16 protein-coding genes are annotated in these 22,042 nt (G+C 69.3%); 6 read left to right on the forward strand and 10 right to left on the reverse strand.

Annotated elements, in window-relative coordinates; translation table 11 throughout:
- The first annotated feature begins 98 nt into the window (after positions 1-98).
- Positions 99-623: a flavodoxin domain-containing protein gene (locus tag QMG61_RS01460; protein ID WP_283492548.1), complete on the forward strand. Its 525-nt coding sequence runs from the start codon at positions 99-101 to the stop codon at positions 621-623.
- 8 nt (positions 624-631) lie between these two features.
- Here QMG61_RS01460 and QMG61_RS01465 read toward each other — a convergent pair whose 3' ends face one another.
- Together QMG61_RS01465 and QMG61_RS01470 are read right to left on the reverse strand one after the other, a co-directional pair.
- The gene (locus QMG61_RS01465; protein WP_283492549.1) at positions 632-3,673 is read right to left on the reverse strand and encodes a DEAD/DEAH box helicase; all 3,042 of its coding nucleotides are present in this window, start codon (positions 3,671-3,673) and stop codon (positions 632-634) included.
- Between the two features lie 12 nt (positions 3,674-3,685).
- Complete coding sequence (locus QMG61_RS01470) at positions 3,686-5,815, reverse strand: S9 family peptidase (protein WP_283492550.1); 2,130 nt, start codon at positions 5,813-5,815, stop codon at positions 3,686-3,688.
- A gap of 104 nt (positions 5,816-5,919) precedes the next feature.
- Here QMG61_RS01470 and QMG61_RS01475 point away from each other — a divergent pair, with 104 nt between their 5' ends.
- A complete protein-coding gene (locus QMG61_RS01475) occupies positions 5,920-6,627 on the forward strand; it encodes an HAD family hydrolase (protein ID WP_283492551.1) in 708 nt (235 codons plus the stop codon).
- A 25-nt stretch (positions 6,628-6,652) separates the two neighbouring features.
- On the opposite strand, the gene QMG61_RS01480 is transcribed toward QMG61_RS01475, so the two are convergent.
- Positions 6,653-7,039 (reverse strand): VOC family protein, encoded by a 387-nt coding sequence (locus QMG61_RS01480; RefSeq protein ID WP_283492552.1) that lies wholly within the window; start codon positions 7,037-7,039, stop codon positions 6,653-6,655.
- A gap of 127 nt (positions 7,040-7,166) precedes the next feature.
- Between QMG61_RS01480 and QMG61_RS01485 the strand changes: the two genes are divergently transcribed.
- The 3 genes from QMG61_RS01485 to QMG61_RS01495 all read left to right on the forward strand — a co-directional run bounded on the left by QMG61_RS01485 (position 7,167) and on the right by QMG61_RS01495 (position 11,079).
- Positions 7,167-8,459, forward strand: coding sequence for an LCP family protein (locus QMG61_RS01485; RefSeq protein WP_283492553.1), 1,293 nt, complete (start codon positions 7,167-7,169; stop codon positions 8,457-8,459).
- Between the two features lie 107 nt (positions 8,460-8,566).
- Positions 8,567-9,373 carry a TspO-related membrane protein gene (locus QMG61_RS01490; RefSeq protein ID WP_283492554.1) on the forward strand — a complete coding sequence of 269 codons (807 nt, stop codon included), beginning with the start codon at positions 8,567-8,569 and terminating at the stop codon, positions 9,371-9,373.
- On the forward strand, positions 9,370-11,079 hold the full coding sequence (locus tag QMG61_RS01495; RefSeq protein WP_283492555.1) for a DHA2 family efflux MFS transporter permease subunit: 1,710 nt from the start codon (positions 9,370-9,372) through the stop codon (positions 11,077-11,079). The genes QMG61_RS01490 and QMG61_RS01495 overlap by 4 nt, the downstream gene beginning before the upstream one ends.
- A 4-nt stretch (positions 11,080-11,083) precedes the next feature.
- On the opposite strand, the gene QMG61_RS01500 is transcribed toward QMG61_RS01495, so the two are convergent.
- Together QMG61_RS01500 and QMG61_RS01505 are read right to left on the reverse strand one after the other, a co-directional pair.
- A complete protein-coding gene (locus QMG61_RS01500; RefSeq protein WP_283492556.1) occupies positions 11,084-12,061 on the reverse strand; it encodes an FHA domain-containing protein in 978 nt (325 codons plus the stop codon).
- A gap of 2 nt (positions 12,062-12,063) precedes the next feature.
- On the reverse strand, positions 12,064-12,327 hold the full coding sequence (locus QMG61_RS01505; RefSeq protein ID WP_283492557.1) for a hypothetical protein: 264 nt from the start codon (positions 12,325-12,327) through the stop codon (positions 12,064-12,066).
- A gap of 198 nt (positions 12,328-12,525) precedes the next feature.
- On the opposite strand from QMG61_RS01505, the gene QMG61_RS01510 reads away from it, so the two are divergent.
- Entirely contained in the window at positions 12,526-16,005 is a 3,480-nt protein-coding gene (locus tag QMG61_RS01510; RefSeq protein WP_283492558.1) for a TM0106 family RecB-like putative nuclease, read from the forward strand.
- A 76-nt stretch (positions 16,006-16,081) separates the two neighbouring features.
- Here the strand turns inward: QMG61_RS01510 and QMG61_RS01515 are convergent, their stop codons facing one another.
- The 5 genes from QMG61_RS01515 to QMG61_RS01535 form a co-directional block, all read right to left on the reverse strand.
- On the reverse strand, positions 16,082-16,360 hold the full coding sequence (locus QMG61_RS01515; RefSeq protein WP_283492559.1) for an HPr family phosphocarrier protein: 279 nt from the start codon (positions 16,358-16,360) through the stop codon (positions 16,082-16,084).
- An 80-nt stretch (positions 16,361-16,440) separates the two neighbouring features.
- A complete protein-coding gene (gene ptsP / locus QMG61_RS01520) occupies positions 16,441-18,126 on the reverse strand; it encodes a phosphoenolpyruvate--protein phosphotransferase (protein ID WP_283492560.1) in 1,686 nt (561 codons plus the stop codon).
- A gap of 93 nt (positions 18,127-18,219) precedes the next feature.
- Complete coding sequence (locus tag QMG61_RS01525; protein WP_283492561.1) at positions 18,220-20,223, reverse strand: PTS fructose transporter subunit IIABC; 2,004 nt, start codon at positions 20,221-20,223, stop codon at positions 18,220-18,222.
- A complete protein-coding gene (locus QMG61_RS01530; protein ID WP_283492562.1) occupies positions 20,220-21,191 on the reverse strand; it encodes a 1-phosphofructokinase family hexose kinase in 972 nt (323 codons plus the stop codon). Before QMG61_RS01530 ends, QMG61_RS01525 begins: the two co-directional genes overlap by 4 nt.
- On the reverse strand, positions 21,188-21,976 hold the full coding sequence (locus QMG61_RS01535) for a DeoR/GlpR family DNA-binding transcription regulator (protein WP_283492563.1): 789 nt from the start codon (positions 21,974-21,976) through the stop codon (positions 21,188-21,190). Before QMG61_RS01535 ends, QMG61_RS01530 begins: the two co-directional genes overlap by 4 nt.
- Positions 21,977-22,042: the final 66 nt, after the last annotated feature.

The following is a 22,042-nucleotide window of genomic DNA, read 5'->3' on the forward strand; positions in this document are numbered from 1 at the left end:
CAGGGAAACGAACGACGGCGACTCCGACCGGCAGAGCCGCCGGTCGGTCATTACGATTGAAGCAAAGTCGAGGCAGGACAAGCAGGAGGCAGACAATCATGACGGTACTCGTGGGGTTCTCGAGTAAGTACGGGGCAACGGAGGGGATTGCCGAGCGAATCGCCCGGAAGCTGCGTGAGGCCGGCCGGGATGCGCTCGCCCGGCCGCTGGCATCCGTCGACAGCCCGGCGGACTTCGAGGCTTGTGTGCTCGGCAGTGCCGTCTACATGGGGGCCTGGCGCAAGGACGCGACGCGGTTCGTGCGGGCGCACCTGGCCGTACTGGCCGACAAGCCGGTCTGGCTGTTCAGCAGCGGACCGCTCGGCTTCGACAAGTTGGACGCCCAGGGGCGCGACAAGCTGAAGGAGTCCGAACCGAAGCAGTTCGATGAGTTCGACGAGGCGCTGAGTCCGCGCGGGCGGCAGGTGTTCTTCGGGGCGCTGGACCCGAGCGTCCTCGGACGTCGGGACAGGCTGGTGCGACGCATCCCGTCTGGCCACGAACTGTTGCCCGAGGGGGATTTCCGCAATTGGGCGGCGATCGACGCCTGGGCGGCGGGAATCGCCGAGGAACTCGCGGACTGAGCAGGAACTCAGGGTTCGAGCAGGCCGCGGATGTCGTCGGCCGTGAGTGCGTCGCTGAACCCGGCGTCGCCGGCCAACCCGCCCCCGTCGAGCACCGAACCGGTGAGCGCCGCCTTGTGCTCCTTCAGCGCCATCACCTTCTCCTCGATCGTGTCCGTGGCGACCATCCGGTAGACCATCACGCTCTTCGTCTGCCCGATTCGGTGGCTGCGGTCGACGGCCTGTGTCTCGGTGGCGGGATTCCACCACGGGTCGAGCAGGAAGACGTAGTCGGCCTCGGTGAGGTTGAGGCCAAACCCGCCCGCCTTCAGGCTGATCAGGAAGACGGGGGCGGTGCCCTGCTTGAACCGGTCGATCACCGCCGAACGCTGCAGGGTCGACCCATCGAGGTAGCAGTAGGCGATGCCCGCGGCATCGAGCCTGGCCGCCGCCTTGCGAAGGAATGAGGTGAACTGGCTGAAGACCAGCGCCCGGTGCCCCTCGGCGACGACGTCCACCAGCTGCTCGAACAGGGCATCGAGTTTGCTCGACGGCACCCCGGCGTACTTTTCGTCGACCAGGGAGGGATCCAGGCTGAGCATGCGCAGCAGGGTCAGCGACCGGAAGACGATGAACCGGTTCTGGTCCAGGTCTTCGATCAGGCCGAACAGCTTCTGCCGTTCCCGCTGCAGGAAGGTGTCGTAGAGCCGGCGGTGCCGCGGGTTCAGCTCGATCTGGAGGGTCTGCTCCTGTTTGGGCGGCAGCTCGGTCGCGACGACGTCCTTGGTGCGGCGCAACATGAGTGGCCGGATCCGGCGGCGCAGCCGGGCGACCAGAGCGGGGTTGGTGCCGGCCTCGACCGGGCGAAGGTAGTCCTCGGCGAACCGGCGGGCGGAGGGGAAGAGCCCGGGGGCGACGATTGCGAACAGGGCCCAGAGTTCGAGCAGGTTGTTCTCCATCGGCGTGCCGGTGACGGCCAGCTTGAATGGGGTGTCCAGATTCCTGGCGCAGAGGTGCACCTTCGAGGCCCGGTTCTTGACGAACTGGGCCTCGTCGAGGATCAGCCCGGCCCAGCCCGCGGCCTGGTAGGCCGCGAAATCGAGTCGGAAGAGTGTGTACGAGGTCACGACGGCGTCGACGCCGGCCGCGGCATCCGCGATCGGCGTCCCACCCCCCGCCTCGGTCGCGGTGATACCGCGCACGGTCAGTCCCGGCGTGAACCGGGCGGCCTCGGCGAGCCAGTTCGAGACCACGGAGGTGGGCGCGACAACCAGGAACGGTCGGCGGCCCGGCTCACGCGGCTGCGCGCTGGCGTGGGCGATCAGCGCGAGGGTCTGCAGGGTCTTGCCGAGCCCCATATCGTCGGCGAGGATGCCGCCGAGCCGGTGCTCCCAGAGGAAGGCCAGCCAGGCGAAACCGTGCAACTGGTAGGGGCGCAAGGTGGCCTGGAGCCCGGCGGGCAGCGCAACGGACCCCGGTTCGGCGAGGGCGCCAGGGGTGGTGAGGGCGAGCAGCCCCGATACCGCGGATCGCCAGGCCACGGCCTGCACCGTCTCGTCGGCGAGGTCTTCGAACTCGGACCACAGGGCCGCCTGGTGACGGCTGATCCGCAGCCCGGTGTCCCACTCCTGCAGGGCGCGGGCCTCGTCGATGAGCTCGTGCAACCGCTCGAACACCGGCTGGCGCAATGAGAGGTAGCTGTTGTCGACGAGCAGCAGCATGGTCTTGCCCTTGGCCAGAGCTGTGAAGAGGGGACCGAACGGAACGCTCCGACCGTCTACCGTGACCAGGACGCCGAGGTCGAACCAGTCACGCTGGGTCGACTCGACCGTGGTGACGGTGAGGCCTGGCACCGCGGTCAGTTCGTGGTAGTCGGGCTGGTCGCCGACGATGTCGACGCGCACGCCCGGCACCTGGCGAAGCCTCGGCAGGGTCTGCCCGGCGAACTCGGCCGTGTCGATACCGTGCAGCACGCGGGGCGCCGGCCCCGGGTGCGGCTGGCCATTCTGGCCGAGCGCCTGTTCGGCGGCGGCGAGGATCGTCGACTCGGGGTCGGGACCGGGGGCGGGGCCGGGGGAGGGGGACGCGTTCCGAAGCGGACTCCGGATAACCGAGGAACCCTCCCGGTGGTCCCAGTGCCACTCGAGCTCGAGGACCTGTTTCGGTCGAAAGCGTGCGGTGAGCACGAGCACGGGCGGATCGGCCTCGGGAAAATGCACGGAGGCATCCGTGCTCGTCACGGGAACGGAGTGCCGCAGCACTGGATAGAACTCGTTCAGGAACTCGGCCAGGTCGGACTCCGGCACATCGACCGTGCCGGGCTGGCCGAGAAGCCGGAGCTGTTCGGCGCTGAGTGCACCGTCCGTCGGGGCGAGCGTGACCCCCGGCCGGTCGCCGAGCGCCCAGGCGTAGACGCCGTGGCTGCCGATATTCCCCGCATGCTCGGCGGGGAAGGCCTCACCGTCGATCCGGAGCCGGGTGGCCAGGCGCAGGCCCGTGTCGACGCCGTCGGTGCTCGCGTCCAGGCCGAGGGTGGCGGCGCGGCCCAGAGCGACGCCGGCATCCTTCTTGTTGCCGACCAGGCGCAGGCCGATCCGTGCGGCCTCGTCGAATAGGTTCCAGAGCAGGGGGCTGGTGAAGTCGTCGAGGTAGAGCCAGTCGGCCTCCTGGCTGGTGTAGACGCCGCGCACGGCCCGGTGCAGGGCGAGCAGCTGGCTGAGCCAACGGTGGTGCTCCGGGTTGAGGTTCAGCCGGTTGAGGTGGAATCCGAGCTGGTTCCAGGCCACGTTGGTGCGCACCCAGCTGCCGTGTGCGCTGAGGATGACCGGGCGAACCCCGAGCCGGAACTGGCCGTGGCCGGGGTGCACCGTCGTGACCGTGCGGGCCGTCGGCCCACGCCAGCGCTCATTCGTGCGCGGGGTTTGCTCGCGCAATTCGAACTGCAGGCCCATCGACACGGGCACTGTGGTGCCGGCTGCGGGATGCCCGGCCGCCTCGGCAGCCGGGCCGGCCGGCGGTCCGGCGAGGCGTTTCCAGTCGGGGGATGCCGCTGGAGGCCCGGAGCGCGACATGGCTCCATGTTCTCACGCGGGGTGCTGCTCGCGCGCGCCGGCCGCGTCGATCAGCCAGGCGAAGTCGAACGCTCGCTCGTGCCAGGCCGCGTAACGTCCGGACACCCCGCCGTGGCCGGCCGACATCTCGGTCTTGAGCAGGGCATCCGCCCCGACCTCGCGCAGCCGGGCCACCCATTTGGCCGGTTCGACGTAGAGCACCCGGGTGTCGTTCAGGCTGGTCACGGCGAGGATGCGCGGGTAGTGCGTTTCACGCACGTTCTCCAGCGGGGAGTACCCCTTCAGGTACGCGTAAACCTCCGGGTCGTGCAGCGGGTCGCCCCACTCATCCCACTCGATCACCGTGAGCGGGAGCGACGGGTCGAGGATCGAGGTGAGCGGATCGACGAAGGGCACGGCGGCGTGGATGCCGGCGAACAGCTCGGGCGCGAGGTTCGCGACCGCGCCCATCAACAGCCCGCCGGCGCTGCCGCCGTCGGCGACGAGCCGGTCCGGTGACGAGTAGCCCTGGTCGATCAGGTGCCTGGCGCAGTCGATGAAATCCGTGAAGCTATTGCGCTTGTGCAGCTTCTTTCCCGCGTCATACCAGGTGCGGCCCAGCTCACCGCCGCCTCGCACATGGGCGATCGCGAAGACCATGCCTCGGTCGAGCAGGCTCAGCCGCGGGATGCTGAAGCCCGGGTCGATGCTGTGTTCGTAGGCTCCGTAGCCGTAGAGCACGGTCGGTGCCGGCACCCCGGGGGTGACCAGATCGCGCCGGTAGACCAGGGAGATCGGAACCCGGGTGCCGTCACCGGCCACCGCCCACTCGCGGCGCTGTTCGAACAGGCTCGCGTCGAAGGTGCCCAGCACCGGCTGCTGCTTGAGCAGGCGGCGCTCGCCGGTGGCGACGACGTGGTCGAACACGGTCGACGGGGTGACCAGGCTCGTGTAACCGAGCCGCACGGTGGGCTGGTCCCACTCCGGGTTGGCGCCGGTGCCCACGGTGAAGAGCGGCTCGTCGAAGGAAAGCTCCGTGAAATCGAGTTCGTTCGTGCCCGCTCCGGTGCGGGCGACGGCGACGCGGGTGAGCCCGTCCCTGCGGTACTCGGCGGTGACGAAGTCGCGGAAGGCGTCGACGCCCTCCAACCGCACGGCTTCGTTGTGCGGCAGCAGCATCCGCTGCTCGCCCTCGGGGTCGGCCGCGGCAACACTGACCAGCTCGAAGTTGACCGCGTGGTCGTTGTGCACGATCAGCAGGCGGTCTTCGCCATTGATCACGGCGTGGTCAACGTCGTATTCGACTTCGTCGCGGCGCGGCCAGACCAGGGCGAACTCGCCGGTCGGGTCGTCTGCGTCGAGCAGGCGGGTTTCGGTGGTCACGCTCGACCCGGCCTCGATCAGCAGGTATTTGCGGCTGCGGGTGACGCCGACGCCCACCCAGAACCGTTCGTCGGGTTCATGGAACACCTCGCTGTCGACGGTTGCCGCCCCGCCGACCTCGTGCCGCCAGACGGTGTCGGGCCGCCAGGCGTCGTCGACGGTGGTGTAGAAAAGGAAGCGGCCGCTCGGGTCGAACAGGGCGCCCTCCGCCGTGTCCTCGATCACGTCGGGCAGGTTCTGCCCCGTCGCCAGGTCGCGCACCCGGATTGTGTACCGCTCGTCGCCCTCCGTATCGGCCGCGTAGAGCAGGCGGGTGCCGTCAGCGCTGACATCGAAGCTCCCGAGCGAGTAGAACTCGTGCCCGGCCGCCTCGACGTTATCGTCGAGCAGCAGTTGCTCGCCGGGGAGGCCCACCGGTGCCTGCTCGCTCGCCGGTGCAATCACCGGGGGTGCCCAGTCGTCCGGCCCCGAGATCGGCGCCCGGCAGTGGATGCCGTACTCCTGCCCCTCGACCGTGCGGGTGTAGTACCACCATCGGCCCTCACGCACCGGAACACTGAGGTCAGTCTCCTGGGTGCGGCCCGTGAACTCCTCGAAGAGCTGCTCCCGCAGCAGCCCGAGGTGAGCGGTGCGGGCATCCGTGTAGGCGTTTTCGGCCGCGAGGTGGGCGAGGACCTCCGGGTTGTCCTTGTCGCGCAGCCACTCGTAGTCGTCGATGTACACGTCGTCGTGGTGCACGCGCCGGGTCGGCTTCTTCGCGGCGAGAGGGGGAATCGTCATCCGTCCAGCCTAGTTTGGCGCGCACCGGCAGGGCCCCCGGCCATGGTGCGAGAGAATCGAATGGTGACCGGAGCCGACAATCGCGGCCCCGGGGAAGGACACCCATGACGAACACCCCGACCGACCTGACCGCACCTCGAGAGTCTCCCGACACCTCGAATACCCTCCTCGGCCGGGTGTTCGAGGCCGTGCTCTTCGACATGGACGGCACCCTCGTCGACTCGACGGACGCCGTCAGTCGGTCGTGGCGGCGCTGGGCGGACGAGGCCGGTCTGGGGGAGTCCTTCCGCGGCGCAGAGCACGGGGTGCCGGCCAGGCAGATGATCGCGACGCTGGTGCCCGCCGATCAGGTCGATCAGGCCGTCGCGCGGGTGACCGCGCTCGAGCTGGCGGACACCAGTGACATCACGGTTCTCCCGGGAGCCGCGGAACTGCTCACGAGCATCCCGGAGCACCGGCGGGCGATCGTCACCTCCTGCACGCGCACTCTGTGCCTGCTGCGCCTGACCTCGTCGGGTTTCCCGATCCCGGCGACGGTCGTGACCATCGAGGACACCGATCGGGGCAAGCCGTTCCCCGAGCCGTTCCTCGAGGCTGCCAAGCGCCTCGGCGTCGACCCGGCACGCTGCCTGGTCGTCGAAGACGCCCCGGCCGGCCTGGAGGCGGCTCGTGCCGCCGGATGCGCGACCATCGGCGTCGAGGGCACCCATGCGGCGGCCGACCTGGTTGCCGACCTCGTGGTGCCGAGCCTGGACCGGCTCCGCATCGCGGTGCAGGACGACGGCGTCAGCTTCGAGCTGCTGCCGGCTTAGCGCCGGCGTCAGCGCGGCGGGGGACTCAGCTCTGGTAGATCTCCAACGGGAGGCCATCGGGGTCACGGAAGAAGAACATGGCCTTTCCGTTGTTCGGGTCAACCCGGAGTTCTTCGCACTCGACCCCCTTCGCCTCCAGCTCGGCGTGCGCCGACGGAACGTCGTCGACCTCGAAGGCCAGATGGCGCAGGCCGAGCGCCTCGGGGCCGCTCCGTCTGGGCGGGGTGTCCGGGAACGAGAACAGCTCGATCAGGTAGTGCCCGTTCAGCGCGAGCTTGCCCATCCACGAGTCCCGTTCGGCCCGGAAATACTCGGCCTCGAGGGTGGCGCCGAGCACGTCCTGATAGAACCGCTTGGACACTTCATAGTCGCTGGCAATGATGGCGATGTGGTGCACTCCGTTTATGCGCATCCCGGCAGTTTCGCACGTGCCGGGGTCCCATTCTGTGAGGCATCCCCAGCAATCCTCAGGTCTCGCACGGACACGGACTATATGGTGGATCTTTGATTCTAAAATAGGGAGTTTTGTGGTTAATCGGGTGCAGCAGCCGACCGGGCGCGGAGACGCTCGTCGCCAGGCCAAAGCCACCGGTCTCGTGCGTCACCAGCGCCATTCCCGGTGGCGCCAGTTCTGGGCGCCCTCGCTCAAGGTCGTCGCGATCGCGCTGGCCGTGGCCCTGGTGAGTGGGGCATCCGTCGCCGCGATCGCCGTGAGCCAGTTCGCCACCAAGGTCGCCGCGAACTCGGTGGACATCTCCAATGGCAAGAAGCCCGCGAAGGCCCCGGCCGCCACCTCCTTCGACGGGGGCTTCAACGTTCTGGTCGTCGGTGTGGACAATTCCACCGCCCAGGGCGAGTCCTACGGTGAGCGGGACGCGACCCTCAATGACGTCAACATCCTCCTGCACGTCTCCGCCGACCACAAGAGCGCCGCTGTGGTCAGCATTCCGCGTGACCTGGTCATCGCCCAGCCGGAGTGCACCGATCCGGCCACCGGCAATGTCGCATCCGCGGTGAGTGCTGAGGCGGTCAACGGTGCCTATGGGCGAGGGGGACTGGGCTGCGTCGTCTCGACGGTCGCCGAGCTCACCGGTCTGGACATTCCCTACGCCGGGTTGATCTCCTTCTCGGGAACCGTGGCGATGGCGGATGCCGTCGGCGGAGTCCCGATCTGCCTCAACGCCGCCATCGACGACCCCTATTCCGGCCTCAACCTGCCCGCAGGCACCAGCGTGGTCTCCGGCCAGACGGCACTGTCCTACCTGCGCAGTCGCCACGGCGTGGGTGACGGCAGCGACCTCTCCCGAATCTCCTCGCAGCAGGCCTACATGTCCTCGCTGATGCGGGTGATGAAGAGCAACTCGACGCTCACCGACGTGTCCAAGCTGACCGGCCTGGCCAACGCCGCCGGCACGAACCTCAAGCTGTCGACCTCCCTGGCGAACATTCCGACCATGGTGAGCATGGCGCTGGCCCTCAAGGACATCGACCTGGCCAAGCTCGTCTTTGTGCAATACCCGGCGGTGGACGACCCCGACGACGCGGCCAAGCTCGTGCCGTCCGAGACGCTCGCCACGGAGCTGTTCACCAGGCTCAAGACCGACCAGCCGTTCACCCTCGACGACAAGTCCCTCGGCAGCGGCGCCCAGGCCGACCCGGCCGCCCCCGCAGCCCCCGACCCGGCGGCCACACCGGACCCCGCCGCGCCGGTCGACCCCGCCGCGCCGGTCGACCCCGCCGCGACGCCGGACCCGACGGCGCAGGAGACCATCGCCGGCCTGCGCGGCCAGACCGCCGATCAGCAGACCTGTTCGATCGCCTACGACTACTGATCCACCTGCGCGGCTGAGGCCGGGCCAGGGTCCGGCGCGCCCTTTTCCTGAACCGCATCCGGTGCTATCGTCAACTAGCTAAGCTAATTGACTATCAGGAGGATGAGATGAAGCAGGGCAATGACCTTCTCCGCCAGGGGATCGTGCTGGCCAGTGCGATCCTGGCCATTATCGGCTCCTTCATCGGGTCCGGTGCGGCCGGCGGAACACCGATCCAGAACGCCTCCGGCGGTGCGCTCTCCGCCGACGCGACCCCGATCGCACCCGCGGTGCCGGCCTTCGGCATCTGGACCCCGATCTACATCGGGCTGATCGTCTATGCGATCTGGCAGTTTCTTCCCGCGCAGAAGACGGATCCCCGCCAGCGGCGCCTCGGTTACCCCGTGGCCGGGTCGCTCATCCTCAACGCCGCCTGGATCCTCAGCGTGCAGTTCGACCAGCTCTGGTTGAGCGTGCCGGTGATCGTGCTCCTGCTCGCCGTGCTCGTGATCGCCTTCCGGATCACCCTGGTCTCCCGGCCGAAAAACCTGGTGGAAACAATCGTCGCCGACGGCACGATCGGCCTCTACCTCGGCTGGGTCTGCGTCGCCACCGCCGCGAACGTGACCGCGGCACTGGTCGCGGCCGGCTTCGCCGGTTTCGGCGTCTCGGCCGATCTGTGGGCGGTGGGTGTGGTCGCCGTCGCCGGACTGGTCGGTGTACTGATTGCCGTCGCCGGCCGGGGGCGGCTGGCGCCCGCGGCAGCCCTGTCCTGGGGGCTGGCCTGGCTGGCCGTCGCGAGGCTCACCGGCAGCCCGCTCTCCACCCCCACCGCAGTCGCCGCCCTCGCCGCCGTCGCGGTGATCGTCGTGCTCACCCTGTCCCTCCGGCTGCGGAGTACGACGTCCGTCGCACCGCGGTTGGTCGCGGCATGACCGCCGCCACGTCGGACCGGGGTTCTCTCCCGGCCGGCAGTGCCGACTCCCCGCGCCGCCGGTGGGTAGGCCTCGTCTTCATCAGCATCGCGGTCGCCTTGATCATCGTGGATTCCACGATCATCAACGTGGCCATCCCGTCGATCGTCGACGACCTCGCCATCACCTCCACCCAGGTGCAATGGGTGCAGGAGAGCTACACCCTCGTCTTCGCCGCGCTGCTGCTCGTCTTCGGCACACTGGCGGACCGTTACGGGCGCCGGAGGCTCCTGTTGCTCGGCGTGGGCGTGTTCGCCGCGGCATCCGTGCTCGCCGCCCTGGCGGGATCGGGCGACCTGCTCATCGGCGCGCGCCTGATCCAGGGTGTCGGTGGCGCCATGGTGCTGCCCACCACCCTGTCGCTGATCAACGCCACCTTCCGCGGTCGCGACCGCGGCATCGCGTTCGCCATCTGGGGGTCCACCATCGGCGGCATGGTCGCCGTCGGCCCGCTGCTCGGCGGCTGGCTCACCACCTATTACTCCTGGCGCTGGGCGTTCGGTATCAACATTCCGCTCGGCATCATCATCGTCGTCGGGGTGCTCGCCTTCGTGGTGGAATCCCGGGATGCCGGCGAGCCCCGCCGGGTGGACTCGATCGGCGCGGTGCTCTCCGTGCTCACCAGCGCGTCGCTGGTCTTCGGCCTGATCGAGGGTCGCAGCTATGGCTGGTGGCTGACCAACAAGGCGATGGTGGTCGGCGACTGGACCTGGCCGTTCGAACTATCCCCGATTCCCTTCTCGTTCGCTCTCACCCTCCTCTCGGGCGTGGCCTTCGTCGCCTGGGGGTTGCACCGTCAGCGCACGGGCCGCACCACGCTGCTCGCCTTCTCTCTGTTCCGGATTGCCTCCTTCCGCAACGGCAACATCGCGGCGATGATCGTCTCGCTCGGCGAGTTCGGCATCATCCTCTCCCTCCCGCTCTGGCTCCAGAACGTGCTCGGCTACGACGCGCTACAGACCGGTTTCGTGCTGCTCGCCCTGGCCGGCGGCTCGTTCGTCGCGAGCGGAGTGTCCGGCGCGTTCGGTAACAAACTCTCGCGGGAGTCCATCGTGCGGCTCGGCATTCTCGCGGAGATCATCGGTGTCACGGGGCTCGGGGTGGTCATCTCGAAGGATGCGACCTGGCTGTCGGTCGTGCCGTTCCTCTTCATTTACGGCATCGGCGTCGGCCTCGCGACGGCACAGCTCACCGGGGTCGTCCTCAAGGACGTGCCGGTCGAGAAGAGCGGCCAGGGTTCCGGCACCTCGAGCACCGCCAGGCAGATCGGCTCGGCGCTCGGCATCGCCGTGCTCGGCACCGTGCTGTTCACCTCGGTCGGTGCGTCCCTCGACGCGAAACTGGCCGAGATCCCCGGCATCCCGGTGACCGTCCAGGCGCAGGTCGTCGACGCCGTCGTTGACAGCGCCGGCGCGGCCATCCCCTCACTCGAGGCCCGCAGCCCGGCCCTGGCGGATGCCGCGCGCGACGCGTTCAGCGAGGGCACCCGGAATTCGGCGTTCGCCGCCGCAGGCTTCCTCGTGCTCGGCTTCCTCGCCACGCTCCGCCTGTCCGCCACCGCTGCGGCGCCCCGAGGGGTCCGCGAGGCCGAGACCGGGACCGAGGCCGAGGCCGAGACCGAGACCGAGGCCGGGCCCGACGGCGCCAAGGCGGCCCAGACCTCGTGAAAACCTAGATCTCGGAATCGTCCAGGGGTGCGGGATCGGTCCCCGTCGCGGCGGTTCCCGCCGGAGGGGCGGTCTTCGGCGGGCTCTCGCCGCGACGGCGGGGCTGCGGCCTCTGGTAGGAGAGCTCACCACCGAGTCGACCGCCGTACGGGCGGCCATGGTCGGCGTACTCCTCGCGGAAGAATCCCATCCGCCATTGCCCCATCTCGATCCGGGCGCCCGTGCGCAGCACCTGACCGCCCTCCTTCTGGCCGGGGAACGGCATCGCCCCACCCGCCACCGGGCCCAGTGGGTAGAGCACATACTCGTCCTGGGCATCGTGGCGGATCTCGGCGTGCAGAGGCTGCAAACCCTGGAGCTGCAGATCCGCCGTCGGGGAGGACCCGATCGTGGTCACGCCCGGCAGCAGATTGAACTCGCGCGGCATCTGCCCGTTCCAGTTCTCTGAACCCACGACGAAGATGAGCCGAGGCCGACCGGCCCCGGCCGCGTAGTGCGTCGTGGTGATCCGGCGCCGAATCCGGCGGTCGAAGGTCGGTACCAGCGGGAACAGGGTCGGCGGGGGCAGTGGCAGGGAGGGCGCCTTCCCGGTTGCGGCACTGCGGCGTCGCAGTAGCGGAGCCAGGGCGGTCCTGCTGCCGAGGTCGATGTGCGGGGAGCCGGTGAGCAGGCGCTTGATCACGGGTGCCCGCACGGCGCCGAGTCGAATGATCACGCCGTCCGGGCCGGACAACGATACGGTCAGACCCCGCTCGGCCAGGTCCGCGGCCAAACCGCGGATGTCCTTGAGTTTGATCTTCCGGGCCCGCACGAAGAGTTCGGGCTTGCTGGAGTAGACCTCCACGTCCAGGCCGCTGGCGGTGATCGTGCCCGTCATCTGCTGGGCGGTGGAGGGGTCGGCGCCGGCCCCGGCGGGAACCTTCCCGCCCGGCTCCTCGAGCGAGAACGCCAGGTCGATGTCCAGGCGGGTGGAGGGACTCATCGCTACGGGGCGAGCGGTTCGGTGCTGGAACCCTCGCTCGTGGTGACCCGCAGGGTGCCGTTCAGCTTCCAGGTGGCGCGCGGGGCGTCCGGCCCGATGTCACGCGGCACCTCGACGGTCATGTCGATGAAGCTGTAGTTGATGACGGCGCTCTTGCCCGTGAGATACGACCACATCTCCTTGCCGAGGTCGGTCCAGTCCTTGATGTTGTGTGCTTCCGGGCCGGCTGCGTTTGTGGCGCCTGTGGTGTTCTGGCTGTCAGTCACGGTGGTTCCTTCTTGCTCGTTGGAAGGGAATCGGGCGGCGGCTGAGGGTGACATACGCCGAATGTAGGTCAACCATAGCGGGCGGCGGCGGCCGGGGAAAGGCCCGTTTGCGGGATCCATGGCGCTTCCACAGCTGGGGTGTCGTCCTCGTTGTCGGAGGGGTCGGTTAGCCTCGGGGGAGCACCATTGGAGGCCACCGTGTTCCTGCTTGATCCCGGCACCATCGTCTACTCGGCGAGCGACCTCAGCGCCGCCGCCGGTTGCGAATGGGCGGTGATGCGCCGGCTCGACGCGAAGCTCGGGCGAATCGAACCGATTGCGGAGACCGCAGACGCCATGCTCGCCCGCACAGCCGTGCTCGGCGACGCGCACGAACTGCGGATGCTCACCCGTCTCAAGCAGACCCGCCAGGTCGTCGAGATCGAACGCCCTGCCCTCGCCGAGATCGGAATCGCTGTGCAGGCGAGCGAAGCGGCGCTCACCGGCGGCGCCGAGGTCGTCTTCCAGGCCGCGTTCTTCGACGGACGGTTCCTCGGCTACGCCGACTTCATCATCCGGTCCGACGACGGCACCGCCTACGAGGTGTACGACACCAAGCTGGCGCGCAAAGCGAAGATCACCGCGCTGCTTCAACTGGCCGCCTACAGCGACCAGCTCGAGCGAATGGGGATCCGCACGGGGGAACGGGTGTACCTGCTCCTCGGCGACGGCCGCACGAGCTCGCACCGGTTGGCGGACATCCTGCCCGTCTACCGCGTCAGGCGGGCCCGTCTGGAACGTCTCGTTGACGAACGACTCGCCGACGCCGACCCGACCGAGTGGGGCGACCCGCGGTACACCGCCTGCGGGCGATGCGACGTCTGCGACGAGCAGGTGCAGCGGCACCGCGACGTGCTGCTGGTCGCCAACCTCAGGCTCAGCCAGCGTGCCAGGCTCCGGGCCGCCGGGGTGGCGACGATCGACGAGCTGGCCGTGACGACCGACCAGGTTCCCGGCCTCTCCGACGCGACACTGCACACCCTGCGCGAGCAGGCGAGGCTGCAGATCGCGCCGGCCGGCGCCGATCGGCCGGTGAACTGGGAGGTGATCAACCCGCTCGCGCTGGCCGCGCTTCCCGCTCCCGATCCGGGGGACATCTTCTTCGATTTCGAGGGTGACCCGCTGTATCAGGAGGGCACGGCCTGGGGGCTGGACTACCTCTTCGGCCTGGTCGAACCCGACGACACGTTCCGCTCGTTCTGGGCGCACAACCACGCCGAGGAACGCCGGGCCCTGGTCGACTTCCTCGAGTATCTGCGGGAACGGCGGGAGCGGCATCCGGGGATGCACATCTACCATTACGCGCCCTACGAACGCACCCACCTGCTCACTCTCGCGGCCCGGCACGGGGTGGGCGAGGACGCCGTCGACGGCCTGCTCCGCGACCACGTGCTCGTCGACCTCTACCCGGTCGTGCGCCAGGGCCTGCGCATCGGCAGTCGCAGCTATTCGCTGAAGAAGCTCGAGCCGCTCTACATGGGCGACGACGAGCGCGAGGGCGTCGCCAACGCCGCCGACTCGATCACCGAGTATGTGCGGTCCAGGGAACTGCTCGCCGACGGTGACACGGGTGCCGCGGCGGCCGTTCTCGCCGACATCGCGCGGTACAACGCCTATGACTGCCGGTCGACCAGGCGGCTGCGAGACTGGTTGCGGGGCCGCGCCGCGGAGAACGCGGTGCCGCTCGCGTCGGACGCCGAACCGGCCTTCGACCTGCCGGTGCGCGAACCTGATCCGGTCTACCTGGAGCTCGCCGCGATCCTGGCGCCGGTGCCGCCCGCCGACCGCAACCCGGACCAGACCGCGCTGGCTCTGGCCTCCGCCGCGATCGACTATCACCGGCGCGAGCAGAAATCGTTCTGGTGGGACCACTACTCGCGACTGGGGTCGCCCGTCGACGACTGGGCCGACACCCGCGATGTGCTCGTCGTCGACCTGGCCACCGCCACCGTGCAGACCGGCTGGCACCGGGAGGGCCGGCAGTCGCTCGACCGGCGCGTACTTCGCCTCTCGGGGTCCATCGCGCCCGGCAGCTCGCTCAAGGTCGGGCAGCAGCCCTTTCTGCTCTACGACCCGCCCTACCCGCCGATTCGGCCCAGCCCCGAACCGGGTGCGCGCACCGCACACAACAAGGCCACCATCGTGGAGGTGATCGACGAGTCGGTCTTCCTCGTCGAGGAGATCCTCGAGCGCGATGCGCCCCCGCACGACGCACTGCCGATCGCGTTGACCCCGGGCACGCCGCCGCCGGCCGGCAGTCAGATCGGCGCCATCTCCGGCTGGGGCCGGGCGGTGCTGGACGCCTGGCCCCAGCCACTGCCGGATGCCGCCTTCGACCTGCTCCGCCGTCGACCGCCCCGGCTGCTGGCCTCCACCGGCACAGCGTCGGAAGCGGGCCTCGATCGTTCGTCGGAGGGCGATGTGACGAATGCGATCCTGGCGAGCCTGCTGCGCCTTGACCGGTCCTACCTCGCGGTGCAGGGGCCGCCCGGCACGGGCAAGACCTACGTCGGGTCACGCGTGATCGCCGACCTCGTCGTCAACCACGGCTGGACCATCGGTGTCGTGGCCCAGTCCCACGCGGCGGTCGAAAACATGCTCCGCGCCGTGCTCACCGCCGGGGCCGAGGTCGGGCTCCTCCGCGACCGGGTCGGCAAGAAGTCGAAGAAGGGCGAGGAGCGTCGCACCGTTCCGTGGACGACGCTCGACCCCCAGACCTTCGGAACATTCACCGGCCGGTCCGGCGGTTGGGTGGTCGGCGGCACCGCCTGGGATTTCAGCAACGCCGACCGGCTGCCGCGTGCTTCCCTCGACCTCCTCGTCGTCGACGAGGCCGGTCAGTTCTCGCTGGCGAGCACGATCGCGTCGGCCGTCTCGGCGCGCCGCCTGCTGTTGCTCGGCGATCCGCAGCAGCTGCCGCAGGTCAGTCAGGGCACGCATCCGGAGCCAGTGGATGAGTCAGCCCTCGGCTGGTTGAGCGCCGGGCACCGGGTGCTCCCGCCCGAATTCGGCTACTTCCTCGCCACCAGCTGGCGGATGCATCCGGCCGTCTGTGCTCCCGTCTCGGCGTTGTCCTACGAGGGCAAGCTTCTCTCGCACGAGTCGGACCGCACACTGGCCGGCGTCGAGCCGGGATTGCACCCGCTTGCAGTGGCGCACACGGCGAACTCCACCTCCTCGGTCGAGGAGGCGGACGTGGTGGTGGGGCTGGTGGCCGATCTGCTCGGGCGGGCCTGGACGTCGGCGGGAGCGACGATGCCGCTCGAACAGCACGGTGTCATCGTCGTGGCGCCGTACAACGCGCAGGTCGAGCTCATCCGCTCCCGGCTGCGCACGGCCGGCTTCGGGATGGTGCCGGTCGGCACCGTCGACAAGTTCCAGGGCCGGGAGGCCGCGGTGGCGATCGTGTCGCTGGCGGCGTCGGCCGCGGCGGACGTGCCGCGGGGCCTGGAATTCCTGCTCCTGGCGAACCGGCTCAACGTGGCGATCTCCCGGGCCCAGTGGGCCGCGTGGTTGGTCCATTCACCGGCTCTGACGCAATCCCTGCCGACCAGTGTGGAGGCGCTCACCCAATTGAGCGCATTCATCACCCTCGTCACGCCAGACGGGGGCAGCGCCGACCAACCCGCAGCGAGATAAGCGAAGCACCGTCGTTGGGACAACGACGGTGCTTCGCTTCCCGGTCGGCCTGGGCCGGCCGGGTGTGACTGCGGCGCTACTCGGCGTCGAGGTCGGTTTCGAGGATCTTGACGAGGGCTTCGAGGGCCTCGTCGGCCCCTTCGCCCTCGGCGCGGAGAACGACGACGTCGCCATTGGCTGCGCCGAGGCTCATCAGGCTCAGGATGCTGGAGGCATCCATGGCGTCCTCGACCGGGGCGCCCTCCATGCCGATCGTCACCTCGATCGGCAGCTCGCCGACGGCGGCGGCGAAGATGGACGCGGGGCGGGCGTGCAGGCCAACCCGGCTGGCGATGGTTGCTTTACGTTCTGACATTATTTCTCCTCAATGATGCTCGTCGGGCAGCGCTCGGCGAATGTGGTGCGCCGCGACGCGACGCAAGGGGTTCGTCGGGCCTACAGGCCCAGCTTGGCCAGGATCGGCAGTTCGGCGCGCACGCTGGTGCGCGCTTCGTCCGCGTTGCGGGCGGAGAGCGCGAGCTCGGCGAGGCGCTTGGCCTCGTCGAGGGTGACGGTCTTCAGCACTGCACCGACGGCGGCGAGGGAACGGGCGGTCATCGACAGGGTCGCGACGCCGAGGCCGACGAGGACCACGGCGAGCACGGGGTCGGCCGCGGCCTCCCCGCAGACGCCGACGGGCTTGTTCTTGCCCTGGGCGATCGAGCCGGCCACGGTCAGCTTGATCAGGTGCAGCACGGCGGGCTGCCAGGGCGAGTTCAGCGCGGCAAGGGTGCCGAGCTGGCGGTCGGCGGCCATCGTGTACTGGGTGAGGTCGTTCGTGCCGAGGCTGACGAAATCGACCTCGCCGAGAATCCGGTCGGCGAGCAGCGCCGCGGACGGCACCTCGACCATGACGCCCGGAATCTTCAGTCCGGCGACCCGGCACATCGCCGCGAAGTCGGCAGCCTCGTCGACGGTGGCGATCATCGGCGCCATCACCCACACGTCGGCGGGAGAATCGGCGGCGGCGGTGGCGATCGCCGTGAGCTGGCGCTTGAGGACACCGGGGGTGGTCAGGTCGGTGCGGTAGCCGCGCACGCCCAGGGACGGGTTGGGCTCGGTGCTGTCGGTCAGGAACGGCAGGGGCTTGTCGGCGCCGGCGTCGAGGGTGCGCACGACGACCTTCTTGCCGGGGAACGCGTCGAACACGCCGCGATAGGCCACGACCTGCTCGTCGATGGTGGGCTCGGTCTCGCGTTCGAGGAAGCAGAACTCGGTGCGGAGCAGGCCGACGCCCTGGGCGCCGAGCTCGGCGGCCTTGACGGCGTCCGTCGCGCCGCCCACGTTCGCCAGCAGGGGCACGAGGTGCCCGTCGGAGGTGGTGCCGGTGCCGTCGAAGACGGACAGCGTCTCCGCGGCGAGCAGCCAGGCCGCGACGAGTTCCTGCTCGTCGGCGCCCGGGTCGACACTGAGAGTGCCGGCCGCGCCATCGACGTAGACCACGGTGCCGTCAGCGAGGTCGTCGACGCCGGCGGCGGCGACGACGGCCGGCAGGCCGAGGGCCCGGGCGATGATGGCGGTGTGCGACTGCGGACCGCCGCCGGAGGTGACCAGAGCCAGGACCTTCGCCGGGTCCAGGGTTGCGGTGTCGGCGGGGGCCAGGTCCTCGGCAACGAGGATGAACGGTTCGGTGGACTGCGGAATTCCCGGGGCGGGCACGCCGCGGAGTTCGGCGACGATGCGCGCACGAACGTCGAGGACGTCCGTGGCCCGGTCGGCCATGTAGCCGCCCAGGTTGTAGAGCATTTCGGCGACGGACGCGCCGGATTCCCAGATTGCCCGTTCCGCCGAGGTGCCGGCAGCCACGAGTTTCACTGCCGCCTTGATCAGCATCGGGTCGGCCGCCATCAGGGCGGTGGCTTCTAATACGGCCTGGCTGGCTCCGGTCGCGGCTTTCGCGCGGCCCTGGAGCTCGGCCTGCACGACCTTCGACGCGGCGCGGAGGCTGGCCGTTGCGTCGTCCACTGTCGTCGACGACGCCAGACGTTCCCCGGCAGGGGGTTCACTGACCGGTTTCGGCATCTGTCGTACTGCACCGATGATCCGACCTGGGCTGACGCCAACTCCAGAGAAATTCTGCACGGGATAACCTCTATTTCTTGCGCAGGGCCTCTGCCCGCACTATTGATAGCTAATGTCGGCCGCCGCGCTCGTGACACGGCGGCCGATACCAGTTTACGCGCTGACGAGTGCGGGGTTTTCCGCGTCGACGCTGGGCTTCCTGACGGCGTAGCGCTTGAGCGCGATCACGACGATGGCCGCGACGACGGTGCCGATGGCGATCGCGAGGGCGAACAGCGCGAAGCTGTCGATGGCGAAGAAGACGAAGATTCCACCGTGTGGTGCCTTCGACGTCACGCCCCAGGCCATCGACAGTGCGCCGGTGATACCGGCACCGATCATGCCGGCGGGGATGACGCGGAACACGTCCGCCGCAGCGAACGGGATGGCGCCCTCGGAGATGAAGGATGCCCCCAGCAGCCAGGCTGCCTTGCCGTTCTCACGCTCGGCGAGGCTGAACAGCTTCTTGTCCAGCGCCGTGGCCAGGGCCATGGCGAGCGGCGGAACCATGCCGGCGGCCATGACCGCGGCCATGATCTGCCACGGAGCCTGGTTGGCGATGGTTGCGGTGCCGAGACCGGCGACGGCGAAGGAGTAGGCAACCTTGTTGACCGGGCCGCCGAGGTCGAAGCCCATCATCAGGCCGAGGATCAGGCCGAGGACGATTGCCGCGGCGCCGGTCATGCCGGTGAGCCAGTCGTTCAGTGCCGAAGTGAGCAGGGCGATCGGTCCGCCGAGCACCAGGAACATCAGCCCTGAGGCGACGATCGAGGCGACGAGAGGAATGATGACGACGGGCATCAGGCTGCGGAGCCAGCGCGGAACGCTGAGACGCTCGAAGCTTGCTGCCGCGACACCGGCGAGGAGACCACCGGCGATACCACCGAGGAACCCGGCGCCCATGAAACCGGCGACGGCACCGGCGACGAAGCCGGGAGCGATGCCGGGACGGTCGGCGATGGCGTAGGCGATGTAACCGCCGAGCGCCGGAACCAGGAAGCCCATCGACAGTGCGCCGATCTTGAAGAAGACCGCGCCGAGGTAGATCAGCAGGCCGCCCTCGGGGAGGTTGAACAGGCTGTTCCCCAGCACGACGTCGTCGGCGACCTTGGTGATCTCGTAGCCGCCGAGCAGGAAGCCCAGGGCGATGAGGAGGCCTCCACCGGCGACGAACGGGATCATGTAGCTGACACCGGTGAGCAGCGCGCGCTTGACCTTCTGGCCGAGGTGCTCGTTCTTGCTGTCAGTTTCGACGACGCCGACATTGCCGCCGACGCGACGCGAATTCGGGTTCTTGGCCGCGGCCAGCGCCTCCTGGATCAGCTTGGCCGGTTCATCGATTCCGCGCTTGACGGGTGCCTGGATGACGGGCTTGCCGGCGAAGCGCTCGCGTCCCCGTACGTCGACGTCAACGGCGAAGATGACGGCGTCGGCGGCGGCGATGACGGCCGGGTCGAGCATGGTGAGGCCGGCGGAGCCCTGGGTTTCGACCTGCAGGTCGACCCCGGCCGCCTTGGCCGCCGCGACGAGGGAGTCGGCTGCCATGTAGGTGTGCGCGATACCGGTGGGGCAGGCGGTCACGGCGACGATGCGCTTGACCGACGAGGAGGTGGAGCTGGTGCCGGCGTTGGCGTTGTCCGAGGCAGCCGAGCCCGCACCGACGGTGACGGGGGCGACCACGTTGTTGACGAGGTCGACGATTTCGTCGGGCGTCTTCGCGGCGCGCAGGGCGGCGGTGAAGTCGCTCTTCATCAGCGAGCGGGCGAGCTTCGCGAGGATCTTCAGGTGTTCCTGGTCGGCGCCCTCCGGTGCGGCGATGAGGAAGACCAGGTCGGCGGGGCCGTCCTTGGCTCCGAAGTCGACGGGCGATGTCAGTCGGGCCAACGCCAGCGTCGGCTGGGCGACCGCCGAGGAACGGCAATGCGGGATGGCGAGGCCGCCCGGGATGCCGGTGGCCGTCTTGGCTTCACGGGCGAGGGCATCCGCGTAGAGACCCTCGATCTCGGTGGCCCGGCCGGCGCCGACGACGAGTTCGGCAAGGTGTCGGATGACGCTCGACGGAGCGCCTCCGAGATTTTTATCCAGAGCGACAAGCTCCGGGGTGATCAGTGCACTCACTGGACATCCTCCTTTGGATGGTTGACGAGCGGCGTCACGGTGACGTCGCCCGGTCTTGTTTGGTTCAGTGCCGGCACGGTTGAGCCTGGCAAGGACGCGGCTGCTGCCCCATGGGCGGCGGCCTGACGAAGGGAGTCGGGGGCGGATGCCCCGGCGATGGTACTGAGCAGGAATCCGGCCAGCGACGAATCGCCCGCGCCGACCGTGCTGGCCGCGATCATCGGCGGCGTCTGGGCGAGCCAGGCGCCGGCGTCGGTCACCAGCACGGCACCCTTGGCGCCGAGGGTGGCCAGCACGGCGCCGACCCCGGAGGCGACGAGGCGTCCGGAGGCCCTGGCGACCAGAGCCGGGTCGCCCTCGAGGGCGTCAGCGTCGGGGAGGCCCGTGAGTTCGGCCAGTTCCTCCCCATTGGGCTTGATCAGATCGGGGGCCGCTGTGACCGCGGCGGCAAGGGGCGGGCCGGACGAGTCAACGGCGACTTTGGGGGCCGCGGCGCCGTAGCGGGCCCGAAGCTGCCGGATGATGTCGGCGTAGAAGTCCACCGGGACGCCGGGCGGGAGCGATCCGGCCAGGACGAGCCAGTCGGCTCCCTCGGCCTTGTCCAGCACCAGTGCGATCAAGGCGAGCTGCTGTTCGGCGCTCAGCACCGGGCCGGGGACGTTTACCTTCGTGGTGGTGCCGTCGGGTTCCGTGATCGCGACGTTGCTGCGGATGGGGGCGCCGATAGGCATGCCCAAGTGCGGGATCCCGGCCGTGCGCAGACCCTGCAAGACCGGGTCAAGTTCGTCGCCGGGCAGGATCGCGAGGCTGGGCAGGCCGGAGGCCGCCAGGGCGCGGCAGATGTTGACGCCCTTCCCACCCGGTTCTTCGCGGGAGGAGACCGCACGCTGCACCTCCCCGCGGGTGAGCGGCTCTCTCAGCCCGATCGTGCGATCCAGGCTTGGATTGGGGGTAAACGTGATGATCACGCGATCACAACCTCGACGTCGGCCGCGGCCAGGGCCGCGGCAAGTTCCGCTGATGGGGGAGCGTCCGTGATCAGCACGTCAATGTCGCCGAGCGCCGCGAAGCGGATCAGGGTTTCCTTGTCGAGCTTGGAGGAATCGGCCAGTGCGACGACGCGCCGGGCCGAACGGACGATGGCACTCTTCACGCCTGATTCGACGGCATCCGGGGTGCTGAAACCGAACTCGGCATGCACGCCGTTCGCGCCGATGAAACCGATGTCCGGCCGCAGTGCGTCGAGCTGGGCGATGGTGCTCGGCCCGACGATGGCGCGGGTGAGGCCACGCACGCGACCGCCGAGGATGTACAGCTGGAGCTCGTCGTTGCCGGCCAGCTTCGCGGCGATCGGAACGGCGTTGGTGATGACGAGGAGCTCATCGCCGGGTTCGGCGGGGGCCCAGTCGACCAGGAGATCGGCGAGCAGTTCGGTGGTCGTGCCCGAATCGAGCAGGATCGACCCGGTCTGGCTGGCGGGGATCAGAGTGAAGGCGGCGGCGGCGATCCGCGCCTTCTCGTCGTGACGCTGGGTCTGGCGTTCCTCGAGGCTCTGCTCGGACATGCTCAGACGGTCGAGGCCCACCGCGCCGCCGTGCACCCGGCGTAGCAGCCGTGCGCCTTCGAGGGCGTCAAGGTCGCGACGCACGGTCTCCGGGGTGATGTCGAAACGGGCGGCCAGGTCGCTGACCGTGACCCGACTCGAGCTGGAGACCAGATCGATGATCAGGGCCTGACGTTCTTCGGCGAACATGAGACCTCCTCGACGTTGAGTGACCGGGGCCACTGGGTGAATAATCTTCACGCTACCTGTGAATTC

It is taken from the genome of Cryobacterium sp. PH31-AA6, assembly GCF_030063195.1.
Lineage (GTDB): Bacteria > Actinomycetota > Actinomycetes > Actinomycetales > Microbacteriaceae > Cryobacterium.

What these genes read in the sequence shown, in the direction of transcription:
- QMG61_RS01500 (WP_283492556.1), bottom strand. Translation starts at nt 12,061, where the DNA reads ATGAGTCCCTCCACCCGCCTGGACATCGACCTGGCGTTCTCGCTCGAG.
- QMG61_RS01515 (WP_283492559.1), bottom strand. Translation starts at nt 16,360, where the DNA reads ATGTCAGAACGTAAAGCAACCATCGCCAGCCGGGTTGGCCTGCACGCC.
- QMG61_RS01535 (WP_283492563.1), bottom strand. Translation starts at nt 21,976, where the DNA reads ATGTTCGCCGAAGAACGTCAGGCCCTGATCATCGATCTGGTCTCCAGC.
- QMG61_RS01470 (WP_283492550.1), bottom strand. Translation starts at nt 5,815, where the DNA reads ATGACGATTCCCCCTCTCGCCGCGAAGAAGCCGACCCGGCGCGTGCAC.
- QMG61_RS01460 (WP_283492548.1), top strand. Translation starts at nt 99, where the DNA reads ATGACGGTACTCGTGGGGTTCTCGAGTAAGTACGGGGCAACGGAGGGG.
- QMG61_RS01475 (WP_283492551.1), top strand. Translation starts at nt 5,920, where the DNA reads ATGACGAACACCCCGACCGACCTGACCGCACCTCGAGAGTCTCCCGAC.
- QMG61_RS01495 (WP_283492555.1), top strand. Translation starts at nt 9,370, where the DNA reads ATGACCGCCGCCACGTCGGACCGGGGTTCTCTCCCGGCCGGCAGTGCC.
- QMG61_RS01490 (WP_283492554.1), top strand. Translation starts at nt 8,567, where the DNA reads ATGAAGCAGGGCAATGACCTTCTCCGCCAGGGGATCGTGCTGGCCAGT.
- QMG61_RS01480 (WP_283492552.1), bottom strand. Translation starts at nt 7,039, where the DNA reads ATGCGCATAAACGGAGTGCACCACATCGCCATCATTGCCAGCGACTAT.
- QMG61_RS01465 (WP_283492549.1), bottom strand. Translation starts at nt 3,673, where the DNA reads ATGTCGCGCTCCGGGCCTCCAGCGGCATCCCCCGACTGGAAACGCCTC.